Source organism: Ignavibacteriales bacterium, assembly GCA_020635255.1.
Lineage (GTDB): Bacteria > Bacteroidota > Ignavibacteria > Tepidaquicellales > Tepidaquicellaceae > JAEYVS01.
In genome coordinates this window covers 134,453-153,824 of the sequence record JACKAC010000003.1, presented here as the reverse complement: position 1 = coordinate 153,824, position 19,372 = coordinate 134,453, and the positions used below count along the sequence as shown (strand labels likewise).

The window sequence follows — 19,372 nt, the reverse complement described above, 5'->3', positions numbered from 1 at the left end:
AGTAATTTTACTTAAATAAAGTAATTACTAATGCTCAATAATCAATAAAAAAGGATGCCTTTAGGCATCCTTTTTAAATATGAATAAGTAAGATCCGTTTATTTAACTAATACCATTCTTTTGGTTTCAACAAACTCTGCAGTTTGGAGTTTGTAAAAATAAACCCCGCTTGAGAACTTCGAGCCATCAAAAGTGTATTCGTATGAGCCGGGAGAGAGTTTGGAGTTTACAAGAAGGGAGATCTCCCTTCCTGTGATGTCATATACTGCCAACTTAATAATTCCATCCGTATTTCCGGGAACATTAAAACGGATCTTTGTCGATGGGTTGAACGGGTTCGGATAGTTTTGCTCGAGATCGAACCTTGCGGGTATAGTTCCGGAGATCGGGTTTAGGAAGGTTGTCCCGCCGTTAGTAGTTTTTAGTATAATTCCATTATCACCAATGGCGATACCATGCTCGCTATCTGTAAAATGGACAGAGTACAACCATTCGGAAGTGGGAGAAGTTTGCTGGAACCAGTTTAAGCCTCCATTGGTAGTTTTAAAGATTCCTCCTTTTGTGTTTACAGTATAGCCGGTTGAACTGTTTGGGAGAGAAATATCATTAAGCTGCTGGACCGAGCCTGTCGAGACCGACTGCCAGTTAGTCCCTCCGTTTGTTGTTCTAAGTACTGTGCCAGTCGCGCCAACTGCCATTCCATTGGAAGGATCCGTAAATTCTATATCCTGAAGATGTATACTGCTTCCAGTTGTAAGAAGCTGCCACGTATTGCCCGAATTAGTAGTTTTCCCGATCACACCTGTATTACCGCAGAAATACCCTGTAGATTCGTCAGCAAAGGTTAATGAATTTATCGTAACAGTCGTACCGGATGTTACAGGACTCCAATTGACTCCCGCATTAGTTGTCTTATACATATTCCCGGACCACCCTGCTGTATATCCGGTCTTTGAATTAATGAAAGAGATTGCCGTTAGTGGAAAAGATGATCCGCTTGCAAATTCGGTCCACGTCTCACCTGCGTCTATACTCCTAAATGTTTTTCCAACCTGGGCGCAGATATAACCGGTATCCGGAACAGGAAAAGTCACATCTAACATAAAGTTAATCGCACCGCTGTCTTTTTGTACCCAGGCAGTACCGCCATCTGTTGTTTTATATATCACTCCTCCAGCTGCTACGATGAACCCGGTATTTTGATCTGTGAAAGTAAGGGATCTAAGATTATTATGTATTCCTCCGGAAAGGTCCATCCAGTTCAAGCCGCCGTTTGTCGATCTCAGCATCAAACCCCCCTCTCCTGTGGCATAGCCGGTAGATGATGTTGGGAAGGTGATGGAGTTTAAGCTCAATACGCCGTCAGGATTGACAATACCCCAGCTCGTTCCTCCGTTTGTCGTACGGATAATTTCCCCTTCATCCGTAGCGGTGAAGCCCTCGCTTGTGCTTAAAAAATATATCGAACTAATATAAGAGTTCACTGGGTATGATGTAATTTCAGTCCAGTTCTCACCGGAATTTAAGGTTTTATATAAACGTTCTCCAATGGCGTAGCCGGTATTATTGTCCGGAAATTGCAGGGCATAAAGATCGTAAACATCATTAAATTTTTCCACCCAGTTCAGGCCGGCATTGGTGGTTTTTAATATGATAGAAGATTCTCCGGTTACAAAGCCGGTATTAATATTAACAAAGTCGATAGCATTCAAATCGTTCGAAGTTCCTGACGTAAGATCATTCCATGCGCTTCCGCCGTCAGTAGATCTCTTAATGAGCCCGCTTTCACCGGCAATATACCCGGTTGTATTGTCCGAGAAATACACAACGGATAAGTACGAAGTAGTACCCGTTGCAATATTCTCCCAGCTTTGTCCGCCGTTGGTTGACTTAATAAGTTTTCCCGATGATCCGGAGATAAATACCGAGTTTTCATTTTGTATGAAAATAAAGTAAAGGTCTTCGGTGGTTCCGCTTGCTAAAGGCAACCAGGATAAACCTGAGTCGGTTGTTTTAATAATGGTCCCGTTATTGCCCGCGGCATACCCGGTGCTCGCATTAACGAATTTTGTATTCCACACCAGGTTTGGTGTTGTATATGGGTAAGCGGCAATCCATTGTGAATAGGACCTTGTCACGGTCAATAGGGAAATCGATACGGATAAGACAAAAAGGAGATGTTTAGCCCTGTTAAGATTCCGGAAAAATGTTTTAAAGTTTTTCATAACGCTATATTTTGTTTTCAAAAAAACTCACCTGCTCCAGTTATAATAAATCCCCCAAAAGCGACCTTCTTATCATATAGCGTTATGATAAAATTATTTTGGAAGGGGGAAGAAATTGCGATCGAGGGATTTAAAAACCACGATTACCATAACGCTAACCAAACATATGGACTGAAGCATTTACAAGAAAACAAAAATCTTTAAAATTTTAGAAGAAAGAACTGCCGAGAAACGGGTAAACCTTTCTTGAAATACTTGATAATTATGGTTTTGAGGGAGTGGGTTTTTAGAAATTGGAAAGGGGATATTAGGGGGATTTGGTATTTATATAGAGACCCCTCCGAAGAGGGGTTCTATTTTCAATCTAATTTATTTGACCAGTATCATTCTCTTTGTTTCCACAAAATTGCCTGTCTGTAGTCTATAGAAATACACACCGCTTGTTAGCTGTGAACCGTCGAAAGTATACTCATAAGAACCGGGAGAGAGTTCGGAATTTACAAGGACGGCTACCTCCTGCCCTATCGAGTTGTAAACGGATAAGCGTGTAAGTGCTTTGGAAGTGATGTCAAAACTTATTTTAGTAGAGGGGTTGAACGGATTCGGATAATTCTGTTTGAGCATGTACGAACCGGGTATCTCTGATGATATCTGTTGAATTCCGACCACGTAAGTTAGCTGATAGATCTTTGCTCCATCGACGGCATTTTCAAAACTACCAAGATAGAAAGTTACCTCGCTCACCGCGTCCAAGCCGGTCTTTGCGTAATATGAAAGCGTTGAAGGCATGGTTTGGTTTGGGAGCCCGTTGTTTAATTCTTGAAATGCAGCCTCACCCAAAGCCATCCAAAAACCGCCCTCATTTTTGAACTGAGTGACCGCCCTTACTCTTTCAAAATCACTATTGTTTTGACTTGATACAAGACAACTAACCAAGCCCGTTGTTTCATAATCCGAAAAAATTGCAAACAAAACTGTGCTTGTATAGATAGATTGTTCGAATGAATAATACAGAGCTCCGTCATCGGAACCGTATACTGCTCTCGTCTCCAATAAGTCATCTGTCTCCGGAATCGGGTAATCAAACATTATCTTTACAATCGTATCCTGCGGGTCAATTCCTGTTGCTGAGATCCAACTGGTTCCGCTGTTGGTGGTTATAAACACACCGTTAGTAGTGGCAGCGGCAACGTATCCCGTGGATGTGTCGAGCTCCAGATCTCTCACCCATGAGTTTGCGGGGATCCCGCTATTCACATAGGACCAGTTAGCTCCAGCGTTTGTGCTCCGCTTAACGCCGTTGCGTGTTCCAATGAAAATTGTATTGTTGTTATCCTTCGAGGTTATAGAAAAGATGTTGTCGCCCGCCGGCACACTGTGCAGGCGCGTCCAGTTAACACCGTCATTTGTCGAGCGGTATATTGCTTCTTCCATTGGGTAGGGCCAGAATGAAGCGAAGACAACACCATTCTGTCCAAGGTGTAGAGTCCTTCCATTGAAACCCTCGAGCACGTTATCCCAAGTGTCTCCGCCGTCTGTAGACCGCCTTACTCCACCAAGTGTACCAGAAAGGGAACTCCAACTTGCAGTTGAAACCAGTATTGTTGCAGTTGGTGTAACTATAATATCGGTTACACCTGCACCATCGGGTATGCCCCCGGTTTGCATCCATGCCTGTGATAAGGAAATGTTAGTTGTGAATACATAAAGAACGAAGATCATAATTAACTTTTTCATATGTTCCTCCTTGATTAGGAAATTTTATAGAGGCTTCCCGGTCCCCTCAAGATATTAAATCCCTTGGGGACTTATCAGCCTGTCCTGTGAGCCAGGAATAAATTGCAAAGGGAAATATGGTTGAATGGAAAAATCTTTTGCTCACAGGAATATAATTTTTAATCAAACATAAAAAATCAGAGCATGATTTAGCAAAGAATTATTTCAGTAATTGCACTATGCAGGAGGTAATATTATTCAATAGAATGCCATATAATCATTATGATTACAGGATTTATACTCATTTTATTAGGTTTGATTTGTATGCTATTTATAAGTAGTTTTGGGTATGATGGAAAGCAAATCCATAGGGCTTTTAAGAACCTTTTCAGAGAAGGAATTTAAAGAATTCGGATTATTTCTTAATTCCCCTTTTCACAATAAAGACAAAGTTCTTTTATCTCTTTATGGGGCGATAAAAAAATTCTATCCCCGGTTTGAAAGCAGCTGGGTAACAAAGGAAAAGATATTCGCAAAGATCTATCCGGGGAAGAAGTTTAATGATGCTCGTATGCGAAATCTTTTGTCAAACCTTTTGAAAAGAGCAGAGGAGTTTTTAGTAATCTGCAAAGTAAAAGGGGATAGGTTTAAAGTGAATTCTCTTCTTGCCGAAGAGTTTGTCAGGAGAGATCAAAGGAAACTGTTCGAGAAGAAATATGATAAACTGCTTTTGAGTATGGAGGGAGAAATCATCCATGACAGGAGTTATTACGAGAGAAAGAATCTGCTCGGTTTGATAGAACTAGATCACAAAAACAGGTATGAAAAATCCGATGTAAAGATAGACGAGCTGAAACTGGAGATATATGATTCATTAAGGATCTATTTCCTGATCAGCGCAATGTATCTGGAGACAGAGATCTCTAATTCATACCTGGACAGGTTTAGCTATGGCAGGAATCCGGAGGAGAGAAAAGAACTGGAAAGATACCTGGATGTGGAAGCAGAACAGCATAACGATATTATTTATGTTAAGTATTACTACAACATGTATAAGCTGGGCAGAACACAGGAACGCAAACACTACAGAGAGTTAAGAGATATAATCAGAGGTCATTACAGCAAACTGAATGAGATAGATAAAAGGAATATTTTCACTGCTCTCACTAATTACTGCTACTATGCGGCGAATAAAGGAGAAACAGATCTACAACGGGATCATTTTGAGCTGTACAGGGAAAATGTAGACAGGGGTTATTACAGGATGGGAAAGTACATGACACACATAACGTATTTTAATACGGTCATAACGGGACTCGAGGTGAAAGAATTTAAATGGGTGGACGAGTTTATTGAGAATTATATAAGCGAGCTGGAGGAGCAAAGGAGAGATAATGCTTATTCTTTTTGCAGGGCGCTTTATTTCTACCACATTAATAATTTCGATGGAGCGCTTGAGATGGCTTCGAAAGTAGTTTCCGATGAAATGACATACAAGCACCAGCTTAAATCCCTATATTTAAAGATATATTATGACATGAATGAGATAGAACCGTTTTATTCCAATATAGACGGGTACAAGCATTTTATTAACAGTGAAAGATATGTAACTGCTCCGACAAAACCGGTCTTTTTAAATTATATTAACTTTGCGAAGAAATTATTTGACATAAAAAACCGCATCGATGAAAGGGAGTATGATTTTGTAAAGCTGAAAGAAGAGGTTGTAAACGAAAAAGCCATGATCAATAAACCATGGCTTTTGCAAAAGATAAGGGAGATCGAAACTTCTATTATTTGACCAGTATCATTCTCTTTGTTTCCACAAAATTGCCTGTCTGTAGTCTATAGAAATACACACCGCTTGTTAGCTGTGAACCGTCGAAGGTATATTCGTATGAACCGGGCTGGAGCTCTTTGTTAATTAGCGAAGACACTTGCTGTCCTGCCGAATTGAAAATATCCAGTTTTGTATTTTCCCTAACAGGAATATCAAATCTTATCTTTGTCGACGGGTTGAAAGGATTAGGGTAGTTTTGTTTAAGTGCAAATTTATCCGGGATGCCTGATCCGGTTAATTGTATATTGGTTAAAGTTGTTATCTCGGTTACGTCGAGGAAGATAGCGCCGCCTTCGTTGTAATTATTTGAAACTCTTTCTCTGAATGCAATATACACATGTGAGCCCGCAGTAACACCCGGGAAGGAGGTTAGTTTGAATGCACGTCTGACCCAGTTAGTATCGTTTGTTCCGCCTGCCCAGAACATTGTGTGTGCTGTATAAAATGATCCAATACTTGCACCGGTAGTAGAGATCATAATATCTACGAAGTCCTGATAGTTATGCGAAAACCCCGGGTACTTTATCCTAAACACCAGTGAATCCTGGTCGCTTATATTATCAAGCTTAGGAGTAACAAGCCATTGATCTGTACTTGTCGATCCGCTGGTATTCCAGGTGCAATATGCAATTGCCGATTGACCACCCGGCGGAGCAGTGATGACACCTCCATTCCATCCCGGCATAGGAGAAGTGCCGACTGTCTGTCTGGTCCATCCCGTTCCGCCCAGGGGGTTAAATTTTTTCCATCCGTTTGGTGGAAAAGTTGTATTTTCGAATGATTCGTATAAACCGATCACCGGATTTTCTACCTCCGGACCAAAGACAACTTCCTGTCCGTCACCGGAAGGACTTGTACCGGGCACTTTATCACCCTGAAGCGAAAATCCCATCAAGAATAGATATACAAGAAATGCAGATAGAATTATAAATGAGGCTATAGTCTTTTTCATGATACCCTCGGAGGTTTTTGTTTTTATTGGATATAGTGATTCCATAGACTTAAAGTAATCTATTAACCTCCCAGGTGTAAGACAAAGGAATATAAGATAGTTAAAAAAATTAAATAAAAAAACTAAAATTTAAGTAATTTTCTAAATTGCTGTAATTACAGTTGCAATTTACGCATTTTTTTCTAAGGGTATTTTATAGTGAAGGGGTTTTCGCTACAACTGAAGAAAGGGATAATAAAAAACCCTGACCCGTAGACCAGATCAGGGTTTGAAAAATCAGATTTAAAGACATTATTTTACTAACATCATTTTCTTAGTTTCGACGAAGCTTCCAGTTTGGAGTTTATAGAAATAGATACCACTGTTAAGCTTGCTTGCATCGAAGTTATAGGAATAGCTTCCTGCAGTTAATTCTTTATTAACAAGATTTGCAACTTCCCTGCCAAGCATATCATATACTTTCAACGATACAAATCCTTTAGCAGCTATGTCGAAGTTAATGCTTGTCGACGGGTTGAAAGGATTCGGATAGTTTTGTGAAAGTCTGTATGCGTCCGGAGTTTGATTGCTTGTTTGCTGGATAGCAGTAAGTACAGTTACATCAACAAGGTCAAGAAGAATAGCAGCACCGTCGTTGAAGTTATCGGCAACTTTTTCTCTCCATGCAACATAGATGTTAGATCCTGCTGTTACACCTGCAAGGTCAGTAAGTTTATATGCGTACCTGGTCCAGTTTGTATCAGGTGAAGCTGCAGGCCAGAAAAGAGTATCTACCGGTGAGAAAGCTCCGGTTGTAGGAGTTGTTGTCGATACCATGATATATACATAATCAAGGTAAGAACCGTTAGTATATCCAGGACATTGAATCCAGAAGCTTAATGAGTCACCAGCGCCAACGTTAGTGATCTGCGGAGTAACAAGCCATTGATCGTTGCTAACAGCACCGCCTGTATTCCATGTACAAAAAGCAACAGCTGTGAGACCTCCCGGAGGAGTAGTTATGACACCGCCATTCCATCCCGGAATTGGAGTTGTGCCGACAGTTTGCCTATCCCAGCCAGTACCACCGTCCGGATTTAGTTTTGTCCATCCAGCTGGTGGAAATCCTACTGCTTCAAATGATTCAGATATTGGTTGTGGATTATCTCCTAATTGAGGTCCATATACAACTTTCGGATTGTCGAAGGATTGTTTGGTTCTCGGAGTTCTGTCTCCGTCAGGTGAAAAACCTAAAAAAGCTACACCTGTTACCACAATAGCCACAAGAAATAAAATAGAAAAATGTTTTTTCATGAGTACCCCCAAGGGTTGTTTATTTAATGAATATTAATTTAAAAATTATTTATTTCACCCTTTTTTAAAAGAAATAAATGTTAATTAATTAACAATCTGGGTTGACATCCCATTAAGACAATAAAACAAGTAAATTAAAACGTTAAAAAAAAGACCAAAAATAGAATATATTTGACATGTATATATTTAACATATACTTAGCACCTCTATTTAATATTTTAATGTTCTAGTAAAATTATTATATCAGTAATGTTTCTCAGGATTCGTAATAAAAAAACCCCGTTTTAGACGGGGTTTTTAAATTCATATATTTGTTTTTTCTACTTTACCAGAAGCATCTTCTTTGTATCGGTAAAGCCGTCTGTTTTTATAGAGTAGAAATATACACCGCTTGAGAAACTTGCTCCGTCGAAGTAAACAGAATACGCACCGCTCGATCTATCTTCATTTAACAGCGTTGCAACTTCACGCCCGGTATTATCATATACCTTAACCGTTACGAGCCCGCTTTTTGGAATGTTGAAATCTATTCTCGTCATCGGGTTAAAAGGGTTAGGATAGTTTTGTGATAATGAATATTCATCCGGGTTCATTCCGTTATTGTTAGTGATGTTAGTGCTTGTTCCCATCTTCAATACATAGAGTCCGGTAGCAATATCGCTTCCGATGATCTTTCCGGAAGAGAAGAATGGATAAACCATCCATGCTCCCTGGTAAGCAGTTCCGGAACCTGGGTAAGTATCATAATGACCAACCTCAACCGGTGTTGATTTATTCGAAATATCGCAGACAATTATTCCGCCTCTGTAATGCGCCATATAAAGAGAGTCCCCTTTTATTATCGCGTTATGCACCATAGAGTTTTCATAAGGAATAATCTCGGATAGCTGAATGGCGTTCGTTTTATTTGTGACATCCCAGAGGAATGTATGGTTAGAACCGCCTTCGTTGCTGATTGCGAGATAATTCCCATCAGCTGACAGCCATGCGTTATGTGTTACAGGCTGCGGATATGTGAACTCGGAAATTAAAGTAATATTGTCGGGATTCGTTGCGTTAAGTATCGACAGGTAACCCGCATTTATGCACGCAGCATAAATAGTGTCATTCCTCACATAGCAATCGTGTACATATCTAGTCGACCATGTTCCTCTTTTTACGGGATTTTCCGGATCGGTAATATCCAGTATAGTTACACCACCGGCTGGATTATTATTACCACCATTAAGGTACAGATAATGCCCGTTTTGCGAAAGTGTATGTGCTTTTGTAAATCCCGTATAATAGTAGCTCTTAATAAAGTGTACGGAGTCAGGAAGATATTGAAGGTCGACTATTTGTAAACCGTCTCCACCTTCACTCACCATGTACGCATAATGGGAATAGGTCTTAATATTCCTATAGTTATAAAATGATCCGGGTCCGGGTATCATCCCAACGTTTGTGATCGTTGGAGCATCTGTAATGTCATAAAACGCCGTTCCACCGTAAAATCCGATCATTGCGTATTCCCTTCCGTTGAGATCTGTATATCCCCAGCATGACGAATAGTGCCAGCCGGAGGGAGTTCCACCGGAAGTATATTCGTTCTTACTTCCTACAAGAGTCATATTATTAATCGTCTGCGAATAACCAACAGCCGTAAAAATCATTAATAAAACAGTTAGTAAAGTCTTCATAATTATCTGTTAATTTTAAATAAAATATACAGTAAGCCCTATAGATGCAAGATTATTATGGAGTAAATATGAAACAACTTATATGCAACCCTTCTTTGAGGATAGAGTCTAAATAAGAAAAAAGTATGCTTATGAAGCGAGGCACTGCGGTAGCTGTATTCGTTCTATTGCTTTGTTTGGTAACAGATGGATATACTCAAAAAACACAGATTCTTGTTCTGGGTACGGTTCATCTTAGTACCATAGGTGAAGAATTTGAGCCTTCTTATGTAGATCCACTTGTTGATCTTCTTAAGGATTTTAAGCCTGATCTGGTATGTATAGAAAGCTTGCCTTTTTTTGAAATTAACTATATGCAGAGTAACCAGGAATCTTACGGCGAAGTGGTAGATGCTTTTGCAAAGGATAATATTGAATATGGTGAGAAGATGCAGGATAAACTGGGAATACCGGCGGACATCGCCCGGCTAATGGCAGATAGTATTATAAATTTGATGGAAACGAGTTCAGAAAATATGAAGGTGAATTCTTTGAGGGAGAAGTTAATAACATATCTAATTGCCTCATATGACATTCCATCGGCAGTGCTACAATGGAAATACATAAAAGAAAACGGAAGGAATCCAACTGAGTCTGAGGTTGTGGAACTTATCCCATTCCTGGATGGTGAACTTGAATCAAATAATGAAATTTATTCAATAGCAGTAAAACTTGCCTATGAGCAGGGTTTGCAAAGGGTGTATAGCATAGATAGCCATACAGACAAAGACATTTTTTTGCAAATAGCCGGGCAGTTAACAGAGGAGCTACAGGGGTTAGATATTTTCAAAAGTATAGCCGGTGCGGAAATTTTTGTTAAGCTCGACGAGATGACAAAGGATAATATTAAAAGTAAAAACCTGCTTCCACTTTATGAATATATTAATTCTCCAGAATATGTTAAAGAAGACGTGGCTGTGCAGTGGGATATTTTTTTAAAAACAAATCTTCCGTCGGGACTGGATAGGAGCCGTCTTGCACTATGGGAGGTTAGAAATCTTAATATAGCATCACATATAAGAAAAGCGTCGGCATTGCATCCCGGTCAAAAAGTTTTGGTTATCATAGGAGCATCACATAAATACTTTTTGGACACATATCTCAGTGAGATGAGAGATGTGGAGGTACTACAACTCCTCGACATAGAGAATTAATATTCTCTTATTCCATTTCCTGCAGTTGCTTCTGCACTGCATCAACACACTTTAGTGTCATCGCGACAATAGTAAGCGTCGGGTTTGATGCTGCGACTGTCGGGAAGGTGTTGCTTCCCAAAATGAACATGTTTTTGTGGTCGTGACATCGGAGATCCGTGTCTACAACGGAGGTTTTGGGGTCACTTCCCATTCTTGTTGTACCTACAATATGTCCGGCGCCATATGGCCAGCTGTGATGCTGTTGGGTGGCATTTAGTGAGTCGAGCATTTTTTTCTGCAGATCGACCGCAACATTAATACCTGCCTTAGTATAATCGTCTATTGTATAGTATATCTTTGGTCTCGGTAGTCCGAATGAGTCGAGTTTTTCGAAGTCCGGTACGATCCTGTTATTCGGATCAGGCGGCTGCTCGACCAGGAAAGCAAATCTTATCTCACGCTCGACGTTCTGCTTTATCATGTTACGGAAATTCTTACCATAAAAGAAATCTTTGCTCTGCTCGTCCGGGCTGTATGTTTCTTTTGTTTCCTGACCTACGGGTGCATTTTTGTTATATGTTCTACCCGATTTTTTTAGCATCCATGGAGCAAGAACCTCAGGATACCCGACTGGCCATGACCAACCGTCATTTCCGATTTCAATCCTGAACGCGGCTCTAGTCTTTCTAAATGCGCCGTCCTTTACATTTTCTACTCCTGCTGTCGATAGCGGTGCGCGGTAAGGAAATACCGGGTCTTTCGTTAGTCCATAGCTAAGCACGCAGTTGTGATCCATCAGGTTCCTGCCTACCTGGTCGGATGAATTTCCAACACCATTCGGATAACGTTCGTCCTTTGACATCAGCATAAGCTTAGGTGTCTCGATGGCGTGCGCGGCGAGAACGTAGATCTTTCCAGTGGCGACTCCATCACCTTCGGGAGTTTTGAATTTTATTCCTGTTACCTGCGCGTCTTCGTTTGTTTGTATAAAAGTAGCAGTCGTGTTAGTTAAGATTTTTGCTCCCGCTTGTTCGGCTTTTGCCGCGTGAACCGAGCCGTCATATTTTGCTCCAACCGGACACATAGGAATGCAGTTGTTACTGCCGCAGCATCCCGGGCGGTTATCGTATTCTTTTGAATTTCTTCCCTGCGGGGTTCCTCTCACTTCCAGCTTCATGGATGGGTCATCGGGAAGAGTTAGATTTTCGAATGCTTTTTGAATTATCTTATCAGAATAAGTCATCGGAATCTCGCTCATCATGTAAGGCTGGCTTCTTGGCGCGCCGAGATCGAACTCCGAATTCCCAGAAACCGGGAGGGTGCTTTCCGCCAGGCTGTACCATGACTCAAGATCATTGTAAGTAATGGGCCAGTCAACCATGACGCCGTAAGCCGACTTCATACGAAAATCATTCGGAACAAATCTAAGGCATGTTCCCAGCCAGTGCCATGTCGTACCGCCGAGAGCTTTTACATAGTTACTTTGAAAATTATCCGGTCCCATCTGTACGTAATAATCATTCGGATTATCCATAGACGGGAAAGGAGCGTTTGCAACTTGCGGATAAGGTGTGTCATTGCTCCTATTGGGATCATTCATGTATGCCATGATGGATTTATTTCTATCGATCCGGTCGCCTGCCTCGAGTACCAATACGTTTACCCCGGATGAAGCAAGTTTCCATGCCATTATACATCCTGATATACCGCCTCCTACTATTACTACATCTGCATTGTATTCGCTCATGCCGATACTCCTTCCGGCGCGGTCGCCCAGAATCCTGTTACTCCATGACATTGCGCATTAGGTGTTACATACCCTGTTGCTTTCCATGCAAGCATGTCCTCATAAGTCGCAGATTTCAGTTCATCGTTGTCAGCAGTATAATTCCCCGTGTACCAGCATGTGATAATTTCGTTTGCAAGCTTTTGCTGATCGTCCGTTAGCTGTACATTTACATTCCCAACCGTGTCCACACCGAGCGTATCGAAGAGCTCCTGCATAGTCGTTTTTGACGGCGGGTATTTTTCCAGGCTTTTCAGGTATATCTCCGCATATTTTTCGTCAAACACACCGGAGGCTTGATCAAATCCTGTCAAAAATGCAGACAACTGAATGAACTTATCTTGAGAGAAGCCGCTCGAACATCCCGTAAAGATGCTTGGAAGCGTGGTATAAGCCGCCAATGCTGCCGCGCTCATACCGCAATAAGCGATAAACTTTCTTCTTGTAATAGTTTTTTCCATCAGGCAGGTGAGTATTAGTTAGAGAATGATGTTTATGAAGATTTAAAAAATTACGGTTTTTTTTCCGTTATTTCAATAAGATAAGGGGCTTTGAAAATATAAATAAAAAATCCCTCCCGCAAATCTGCGGAAGGGATCATGTTATTAATACTTGTCGTTTTTATTTTACTGTGAACGAAACATACTTCATTTCTTTTGCATCGGAATTATCCGAGTTCATCATCCTGAAATCGTATTTCCCGGGCTTTTCAGGAGCCTTAAATGTCATAGTTCCTTTTGTCTTACTGCTGATATATTGATACGCAATGTCATGAGCATCGTTTTCAGCTTCGCTTCCATGCTCGATATCAGATGGAATTATACCTATCCAAGCATTTGCATCGAAGTCGGGAAGGGCTCTGAAATCAAGTTTGATCTCTTCACCGGGTTTGTAAGATCCCTTATCTAGGGACAGTGAGACCACGGTATCCCCTGAATTAGCAACAACTGTAAATGTAACGGAAGCAACTTCTTTACTGCCATCTTTATCTCCTGAGTTCATTCTCAGGTCATACTTACCGGGCTTTAGCGGAGCATTGAACGTCATCTCGCCGCCTTTTTCGGTGACATATTTGTAAGACATATCATTTGCGTCGTTAACACCTTCATCACCGTGAGGAATATTGGACGGTATAAGACCGACCCAGGCATTATTAGAAAGGTCTCCGTCAGCAGTAAAAGTAACCTTAATTTCATCGGACGGATTGTACTCAGTTTTGGAAAGTTTTAAGGTCCCTGTAAGGTCTTGAGAAGAAGTAGTGCCCGCGGTTTGCTCGGTCGCCTCGGTCTTTTCCTCCTTTTTACCGCACCCAGCCAGAATAGCGAGCGACAGGAATAATACAACGATTAACCGTGTCTTCATTTTGTTAGGATTTTCTTATGGAATTAGATTATCTAAAAATACGCATACATAGTGATAATTTCATCAGCAATTTATGTCATTTGTTGCATCATTTCTCGGAGAGGTTATCATTGCCGATGTTTAACGCATGGTTAATTGTATTATAGTATGTTTCAGCGGCGACCATCCATGCTATCTCTACGATCTCCCGTTCGTTAAAATGTTTCTTTAATTCATCGAACGTTTCCTTGCTTACATGACCGTTTACGGAAACTTCCTCCGCATATGAGAGCGCGGATTTTTCCCTGTCGTTAAAATCTCCATCGGTTTTATAATTCATTATCCTGTCGAATCTATCAGTAGAAATGCTTTTTTTCTCGGCGAAGTATTTCGCGATGTCCACGCAGAAGTCGCATTTATTTATATACGCTGTTAATGTTTTTACAAGCAGAGACAACTCGCTTCCAATAGAGAGCTTCCCCTCTACATCCTGGAGCTTTCTCGAGAAATGTAATGCATCCGGCATTCTCGCGTATGTAACTGCCATTGGTGTTATGACCTTACCAAACATTTTCTTTGATGCGGCATATGCGGCTTTCATTATCCAGCTGTCCGGTTTTTCGATAGGTTCGAGTAAAGGAATATTATTATCCATAACCCTATAGATTTTGATTTTTTAAATATCGTTTGAGTTCTTTTCGTGAAGTGAAACGAAGGACCAGTTTCTTATCTTTGTATTCTTCGAGCATCCCTCTTGCGTCAGGAAGATACTGCTTGTACACACGCCACATTGCTTTGAAAATATACCCGGTCATAGGGAGAACTCTGGAATTATCCGGGTAGTATGGGTTTTGTTTGAACGCGTACTGAATCTGTCTTTTCACAGCGAAGGTATAACAAAACCATACAGGGTAATCGAGAAAGATAATAGTGTCTGACGCGTCGAACCTGTTTTTCAATGTAGTATGATACGACCAGCCATCTACAATAAACGAATCGCGTTGCAGTACTTCGTTCAGTTTAACCCTGAATTCATCAAGAGACACGTGCTCGAAACCCGGCTTCCAGGCAAGCTTATCCAGGTGCGTAGGTTCAATGCCGAGTTTTTTTCCAAGATGTGTCGCGAGCGTGGACTTCCCTGTTCCTCCATTGCCGATTATGACTATCTTCTTCATTTTAACCTATGTGCTTCAATGCCTCCCTCACGCTCAAAGGTTTTAGTTTGGTGCTTGCGACGAACTTTTTTACCGATTGCGGGTTCCACTTAGCATACTCTCTCAGTGACCAGCCGATGGCTTTGCGGATGAAGAATTCATCTTCATGATTGCATTTTTTAATATATGAATATAATAACTTCTCGTCTGTATTATGCCTGTATTTAAGCTGGAATATTATCGCCGCGCGTCTGAACCAGAAATTGTCCGACTCTATCCATCTTCCCGTTACTTCCTTTGTACCGCCGAATTTTCTGAAGTAATATCCTGCGAGCGAAGGCGCCACTCCATCGACAGTATCCCACCACGATTTTGTTTTGATAAGGTACTCGAAGAGCGGGATCATGTCGTCATTCCAGCGCCGCTTTGTCCGTGACAATAGCAAAAGCGCTGTGTACTGGTATTCTCTTTGCGGAAGTGTCCAGAGGTCTTTTGAAATTTTCTTCAGGTCCTTTGCCTCCGGTAATCCATATTCACCGATAAACTCCCGTTCCAGTTCTTTTCTCACCGGGCTCATTATACCCCAGTATTTGAACTGGTTGCGCATGTACTGGCTCATCTTCTCAGCCCTCTCCGGGTCGGCTTTCGACTTAAATAGTTTTTCCAGTGGCTTTATATACGGGTGCATATTTCCTTATTTGCTTAAAATATTTTATTTTTATACATAAGACAAATTAAACGATAATTAAAATAAAATATATGCTGAAAGAATTTAAGGAATTTGCGGTCAAGGGAAACATGGTGGACATGGCGGTGGGTATAATGATCGGCGCAGCGTTCGGCGCGATTGTCACTTCACTCGTGAATGATGTTATCATGCCTCCGATAGGACTGATGCTGGGAGGGCTGGACTTCTCATCACTCTTCATGGTATTAAAAGAAGGCGCGACTCCGGGACCGTATCTTACCGTAGCAGAAGCGAAAACCGCCGGCGCGGTTACACTGAATTACGGGTTGTTCTTTAATGCGCTGATAAGTTTCTTCCTGATAGTTGTTGTACTCTTTATGATGGTGAAAGGGATGAATAACCTGCGAAGACAGGAAGAAGAAAAAGAGGAAGCCCCGGCTGAGCCGACGGAAGAAGTAAAACTGCTGACGGAAATTAGGGATGCACTGAAAGCGAAGTGATTATTTGATCTCAAATTCTAAAGATGATTGATAAAAAGTATACATGCATTTAAACACAGGAGAATCCTCGATTGGAATACCTTTTGGCTCGGTTGAGAATGTTGAGATTACTCTATATTTATTAGGATGATCATCTGGATGATTATAACGTGTGATCGGAATACCATCAGAAGTAATAATTAGTCCCTGGACATCAGCATTAGTGGTATCTCCCGGTTTCAATGGTGGCTCATACCCTATATTTCCACACATTGCAATAAACATTTTAGGTTCTACCCATTCACCATTTTTATATACAAAAATATTCGACCAAAAATGCTTCCCGAAAGATCCGTTTCCATATATTTCTTGCTGTGAAGTATTTATTATATTAAAGCTTAGATACTTACTGGGATAAAGCGGTTTTGAATTAAAAATCAATTTTGCAAGATCGTTTCCGTCATAAAGTGTGCTTACAGTCATTCCTGTCATAGTTCTATATAATTCATCTTCTATACCAAATAGAAAATACAACGATAATCTTAATTCATTTCCATTCAGATTAAATTCAAGGGAATCGTTTTTGTAAATTATCTTATCCCTGTCTGTTAGAGGTGAGTTAGCATATGTTATTTCACAGAGTAATTTGGAATTACTATTAATTGTAATCGTATCATACATTGAAATTAAAGAACTATCATTTAGCGCATCAAAGTCTTTATTAATTAATTCCTTTCCTCCATTAAATAATTTTACATTTATAAACACTATTCCGTTAGCTTCTAGAGAATTGAAAGAGCGAGTTATCTTAACCGGGATTTTTTTCTGTGAAAACCCGTTAATATTTATCAGAAGCATCAATATTAAAATTCTTGTAAGCATAGTAAGTATTAACTATATTAAGTTAATACTTAGCCCAATATAAATCAATATTTATTAGAGTAATGGACACCAAATTCATAATAGACCGGCTGACACACAATGACGGCGTTTTTCGCGAAATTTTGACGGGAATTACAGGAGATCAGATCCATTGGCGCCCCGCCCCGGATAAGTGGTCGATGATCGAAATAGTTAATCATCTATATGACGAGGAGCAGTTCGACTTTCGTGAGCGCGTAAAGGCTTCGCTCGAAAACCGTGAAGCGCCGCCCATCGATCCGCAGGGATGGGTCAAATCAAAAAAATACGCGGAGAGGGATTATGTACAGAGCGTGGCTAACTTCCTCCTAGAGAGAGAGCGCTCGGTCGTTTGGCTAAGGTCGCTAAAAGATGTAAACTGGGAAAGCAAGTGGACGAATCCGCAGTTCGAGATGACGGCGTACGGGTTCCTGGTAAACTGGCTGGCGCACGATTGCCTGCACATCCGCCAGATAAACCGGATGAATTATTTGTACCTCAATGAAATAACGGGTGAGCAGTCATTGCAGTACGCGGGTGAGTGGTGATTCAATCGAGCTTGATGCCTATTATCTCGCCTTTTATTTTACCGTCTTTGTACGGTTTAGCCATGATGAAGATCCCATTGGTATCACGCTGGTAAAAATCCAGTATGATATCCTTATACCTGTGCTTAACGTTCTTATCCACTTCGGCGCCGTTGATCAGGAGTTTGTCTTCGGAGAAATTATAAGTTAAGTTGTATTTCCCGTCATTGATATAACCGTCGGCATTAAGCTCGGTAAGGAGCCTGTTCTTTAGTTCGCGGATATCAACGTATCCATGGCTTTCCTGCGAGTAGGAATCTCCATATATTAATACCATTAATAATAGTTGTAAAATGGTTAGCTTTATGAGGGTACTCATGATACGCTATTTTTATTAATGAGATGCGGAAATAAGTGTACGGGTTTATATCTATCTATATAAATAAATTGTAAATAAATGAAAATTGCTGTTATAGGAGCCGGCAATGTCGGTTCTGCCCTTGCTAACGGATGGGCAAAAGCCGGGCATGAAATACTGCTCGGTGTACGAAACCCGGAAGATGAAAAATATAAGGATCTGGTAGCTGACAGGATATCACTTCACTCGATAAACGAGGCGGCGCAAAATGCCGACGTGATATTGATGGCTCTCCCGCCCAGCGCAGTGGAAGAGGTTTGCAGGCAAATGGGAGACGTAAGCTCGAAAGTGATAATAGATGCAATGAATTCATTCTCATCGAAAGCAACACCCTATGATAATACAGGTGAAGCGCTGAAAGCATGGACAGACAGCAAAGATGTAGTGAAGTGTTTTAATACGATCGGCTATGAAGGAATGAAGGATCCTGATTACAACGGCATCAAAGCCGATATGTTCGTTGCGGGCAGTAGTGCAAAAGGGAAAGAGACTGCAAAGAAACTGGCGGAAGACCTCGGCTACGAAGACTGTTACGATTTTGGGGGAGATGATAAATTCGATCTGCTTGAACAGCTGGCATACGCATGGATTAATCTTGCGATCTTCCAAAAGGTGGGCAGGGACATTGCGTTCAAAGTTTTGAAGAGATAATATTTTATAAAATAAATTTTATATCATGAAAAAGTTATCACTGCTTTTCATTTTACTTACTGCCGTTTTGATAAATAACGGCTTTGCTCAGTCGGTCGGCTCATTTGAGGAAGAGCTAGCCGGAGCGCGCAATCAGACACTCCGTATCAATGCCGTTTTCTCGGTAGCAACCGATAACAGCGCATACGGCAAGGAGTTCTTTGGCGAGGACATTGCCATCATTAATTCTTTCAACCAGACAATAACCGATATAGCCGCCGATCTCAAAGTAGTCGATAAGAATTCTAACACAGCGCAGGCGATAGAAAACAACAATCCAAATTTTGGTACGACCGCTGACGTGATCAGTAAATACATTCAGGGATTCGAAAGATGGGCTACTTCGCATCAAGATGAGGTTGCAAGCTATGACGGCAGCGGGAAATGGTATGAAGAGTTTATGAAGAACGCTAACACCGCTGTATCTTTAGCGCAGGTTCTGGATAACGAATTGGCAGAAGCTGTGAACGAGATAAGAGGACATTATTAGACCAGGTCCAGTAGAACTA

General features: G+C 41.0%; 19 protein-coding genes. 6 read left to right on the top strand and 13 right to left on the bottom strand.

The features are described from left to right. Window positions 1-98: 98 nt before the first annotated feature. Together H6614_13205 and H6614_13200 are read right to left on the bottom strand one after the other, a co-directional pair. Window positions 99-2,225, bottom strand: coding sequence for a T9SS type A sorting domain-containing protein (locus H6614_13205; GenBank protein MCB9244627.1), 2,127 nt, complete (start codon window positions 2,223-2,225; stop codon window positions 99-101). Between the two features lie 369 nt (window positions 2,226-2,594). After that, entirely contained in the window at window positions 2,595-3,962 is a 1,368-nt protein-coding gene (locus H6614_13200) for a T9SS type A sorting domain-containing protein (GenBank protein MCB9244626.1), read from the bottom strand. Between the two features lie 328 nt (window positions 3,963-4,290). Between H6614_13200 and H6614_13195 the strand changes: the two genes are divergently transcribed. Continuing rightward, window positions 4,291-5,742, top strand: coding sequence for a hypothetical protein (locus H6614_13195; GenBank protein MCB9244625.1), 1,452 nt, complete (start codon window positions 4,291-4,293; stop codon window positions 5,740-5,742). On the opposite strand, the gene H6614_13190 is transcribed toward H6614_13195, so the two are convergent. The 3 genes from H6614_13190 to H6614_13180 form a co-directional block, all read right to left on the bottom strand. After that, window positions 5,735-6,733, bottom strand: coding sequence for a choice-of-anchor J domain-containing protein (locus tag H6614_13190; protein ID MCB9244624.1), 999 nt, complete (start codon window positions 6,731-6,733; stop codon window positions 5,735-5,737). The two genes, H6614_13195 and H6614_13190, sit on opposite strands and share 8 nt — an antisense overlap. Before the next feature lie 291 nt (window positions 6,734-7,024). Next, window positions 7,025-8,026, bottom strand: coding sequence for a choice-of-anchor J domain-containing protein (locus tag H6614_13185; GenBank protein ID MCB9244623.1), 1,002 nt, complete (start codon window positions 8,024-8,026; stop codon window positions 7,025-7,027). Between the two features lie 320 nt (window positions 8,027-8,346). Then, window positions 8,347-9,705 (bottom strand): choice-of-anchor B family protein, encoded by a 1,359-nt coding sequence (locus H6614_13180; GenBank protein MCB9244622.1) that lies wholly within the window; start codon window positions 9,703-9,705, stop codon window positions 8,347-8,349. Between the two features lie 131 nt (window positions 9,706-9,836). Here H6614_13180 and H6614_13175 point away from each other — a divergent pair, with 131 nt between their 5' ends. Then, entirely contained in the window at window positions 9,837-10,898 is a 1,062-nt protein-coding gene (locus H6614_13175; protein ID MCB9244621.1) for a hypothetical protein, read from the top strand. Window positions 10,899-10,905: 7 nt separating this feature from the next. On the opposite strand, the gene H6614_13170 is transcribed toward H6614_13175, so the two are convergent. The 6 genes from H6614_13170 to H6614_13145 all read right to left on the bottom strand — a co-directional run bounded on the left by H6614_13170 (window position 10,906) and on the right by H6614_13145 (window position 15,849). Then, entirely contained in the window at window positions 10,906-12,627 is a 1,722-nt protein-coding gene (locus H6614_13170; GenBank protein MCB9244620.1) for a GMC family oxidoreductase, read from the bottom strand. Then, window positions 12,624-13,127, bottom strand: a complete 504-nt coding sequence (locus H6614_13165; protein MCB9244619.1) for a twin-arginine translocation signal domain-containing protein — start codon at window positions 13,125-13,127, stop codon at window positions 12,624-12,626. Before H6614_13165 ends, H6614_13170 begins: the two co-directional genes overlap by 4 nt. A gap of 160 nt (window positions 13,128-13,287) precedes the next feature. Then, on the bottom strand, window positions 13,288-14,028 hold the full coding sequence (locus tag H6614_13160) for a hypothetical protein (GenBank protein MCB9244618.1): 741 nt from the start codon (window positions 14,026-14,028) through the stop codon (window positions 13,288-13,290). 88 nt (window positions 14,029-14,116) lie between these two features. Further along, window positions 14,117-14,662 carry a carboxymuconolactone decarboxylase family protein gene (locus H6614_13155; GenBank protein ID MCB9244617.1) on the bottom strand — a complete coding sequence of 182 codons (546 nt, stop codon included), beginning with the start codon at window positions 14,660-14,662 and terminating at the stop codon, window positions 14,117-14,119. Between the two features lie 4 nt (window positions 14,663-14,666). After that, complete coding sequence (locus H6614_13150) at window positions 14,667-15,182, bottom strand: hypothetical protein (GenBank protein MCB9244616.1); 516 nt, start codon at window positions 15,180-15,182, stop codon at window positions 14,667-14,669. Between the two features lies 1 nt (window position 15,183). After that, on the bottom strand, window positions 15,184-15,849 hold the full coding sequence (locus H6614_13145; protein MCB9244615.1) for a DNA alkylation repair protein: 666 nt from the start codon (window positions 15,847-15,849) through the stop codon (window positions 15,184-15,186). Between the two features lie 71 nt (window positions 15,850-15,920). On the opposite strand from H6614_13145, the gene mscL reads away from it, so the two are divergent. Continuing rightward, on the top strand, window positions 15,921-16,349 hold the full coding sequence (gene mscL / locus H6614_13140; protein ID MCB9244614.1) for a large conductance mechanosensitive channel protein MscL: 429 nt from the start codon (window positions 15,921-15,923) through the stop codon (window positions 16,347-16,349). Here the strand turns inward: mscL and H6614_13135 are convergent, their stop codons facing one another. Further along, window positions 16,350-17,210, bottom strand: coding sequence for a hypothetical protein (locus tag H6614_13135; protein MCB9244613.1), 861 nt, complete (start codon window positions 17,208-17,210; stop codon window positions 16,350-16,352). Between the two features lie 62 nt (window positions 17,211-17,272). On the opposite strand from H6614_13135, the gene H6614_13130 reads away from it, so the two are divergent. After that, window positions 17,273-17,776, top strand: a complete 504-nt coding sequence (locus H6614_13130) for a DinB family protein (protein MCB9244612.1) — start codon at window positions 17,273-17,275, stop codon at window positions 17,774-17,776. A gap of 1 nt (window position 17,777) precedes the next feature. Here H6614_13130 and H6614_13125 read toward each other — a convergent pair whose 3' ends face one another. Beyond that, window positions 17,778-18,134, bottom strand: a complete 357-nt coding sequence (locus tag H6614_13125; protein ID MCB9244611.1) for a hypothetical protein — start codon at window positions 18,132-18,134, stop codon at window positions 17,778-17,780. A gap of 78 nt (window positions 18,135-18,212) precedes the next feature. On the opposite strand from H6614_13125, the gene H6614_13120 reads away from it, so the two are divergent. Together H6614_13120 and H6614_13115 are read left to right on the top strand one after the other, a co-directional pair. Continuing rightward, the gene (locus H6614_13120; protein MCB9244610.1) at window positions 18,213-18,824 is read left to right on the top strand and encodes an NAD(P)-binding domain-containing protein; all 612 of its coding nucleotides are present in this window, start codon (window positions 18,213-18,215) and stop codon (window positions 18,822-18,824) included. 25 nt (window positions 18,825-18,849) lie between these two features. Beyond that, window positions 18,850-19,353, top strand: a complete 504-nt coding sequence (locus tag H6614_13115; protein ID MCB9244609.1) for a hypothetical protein — start codon at window positions 18,850-18,852, stop codon at window positions 19,351-19,353. Window positions 19,354-19,372: the final 19 nt, after the last annotated feature.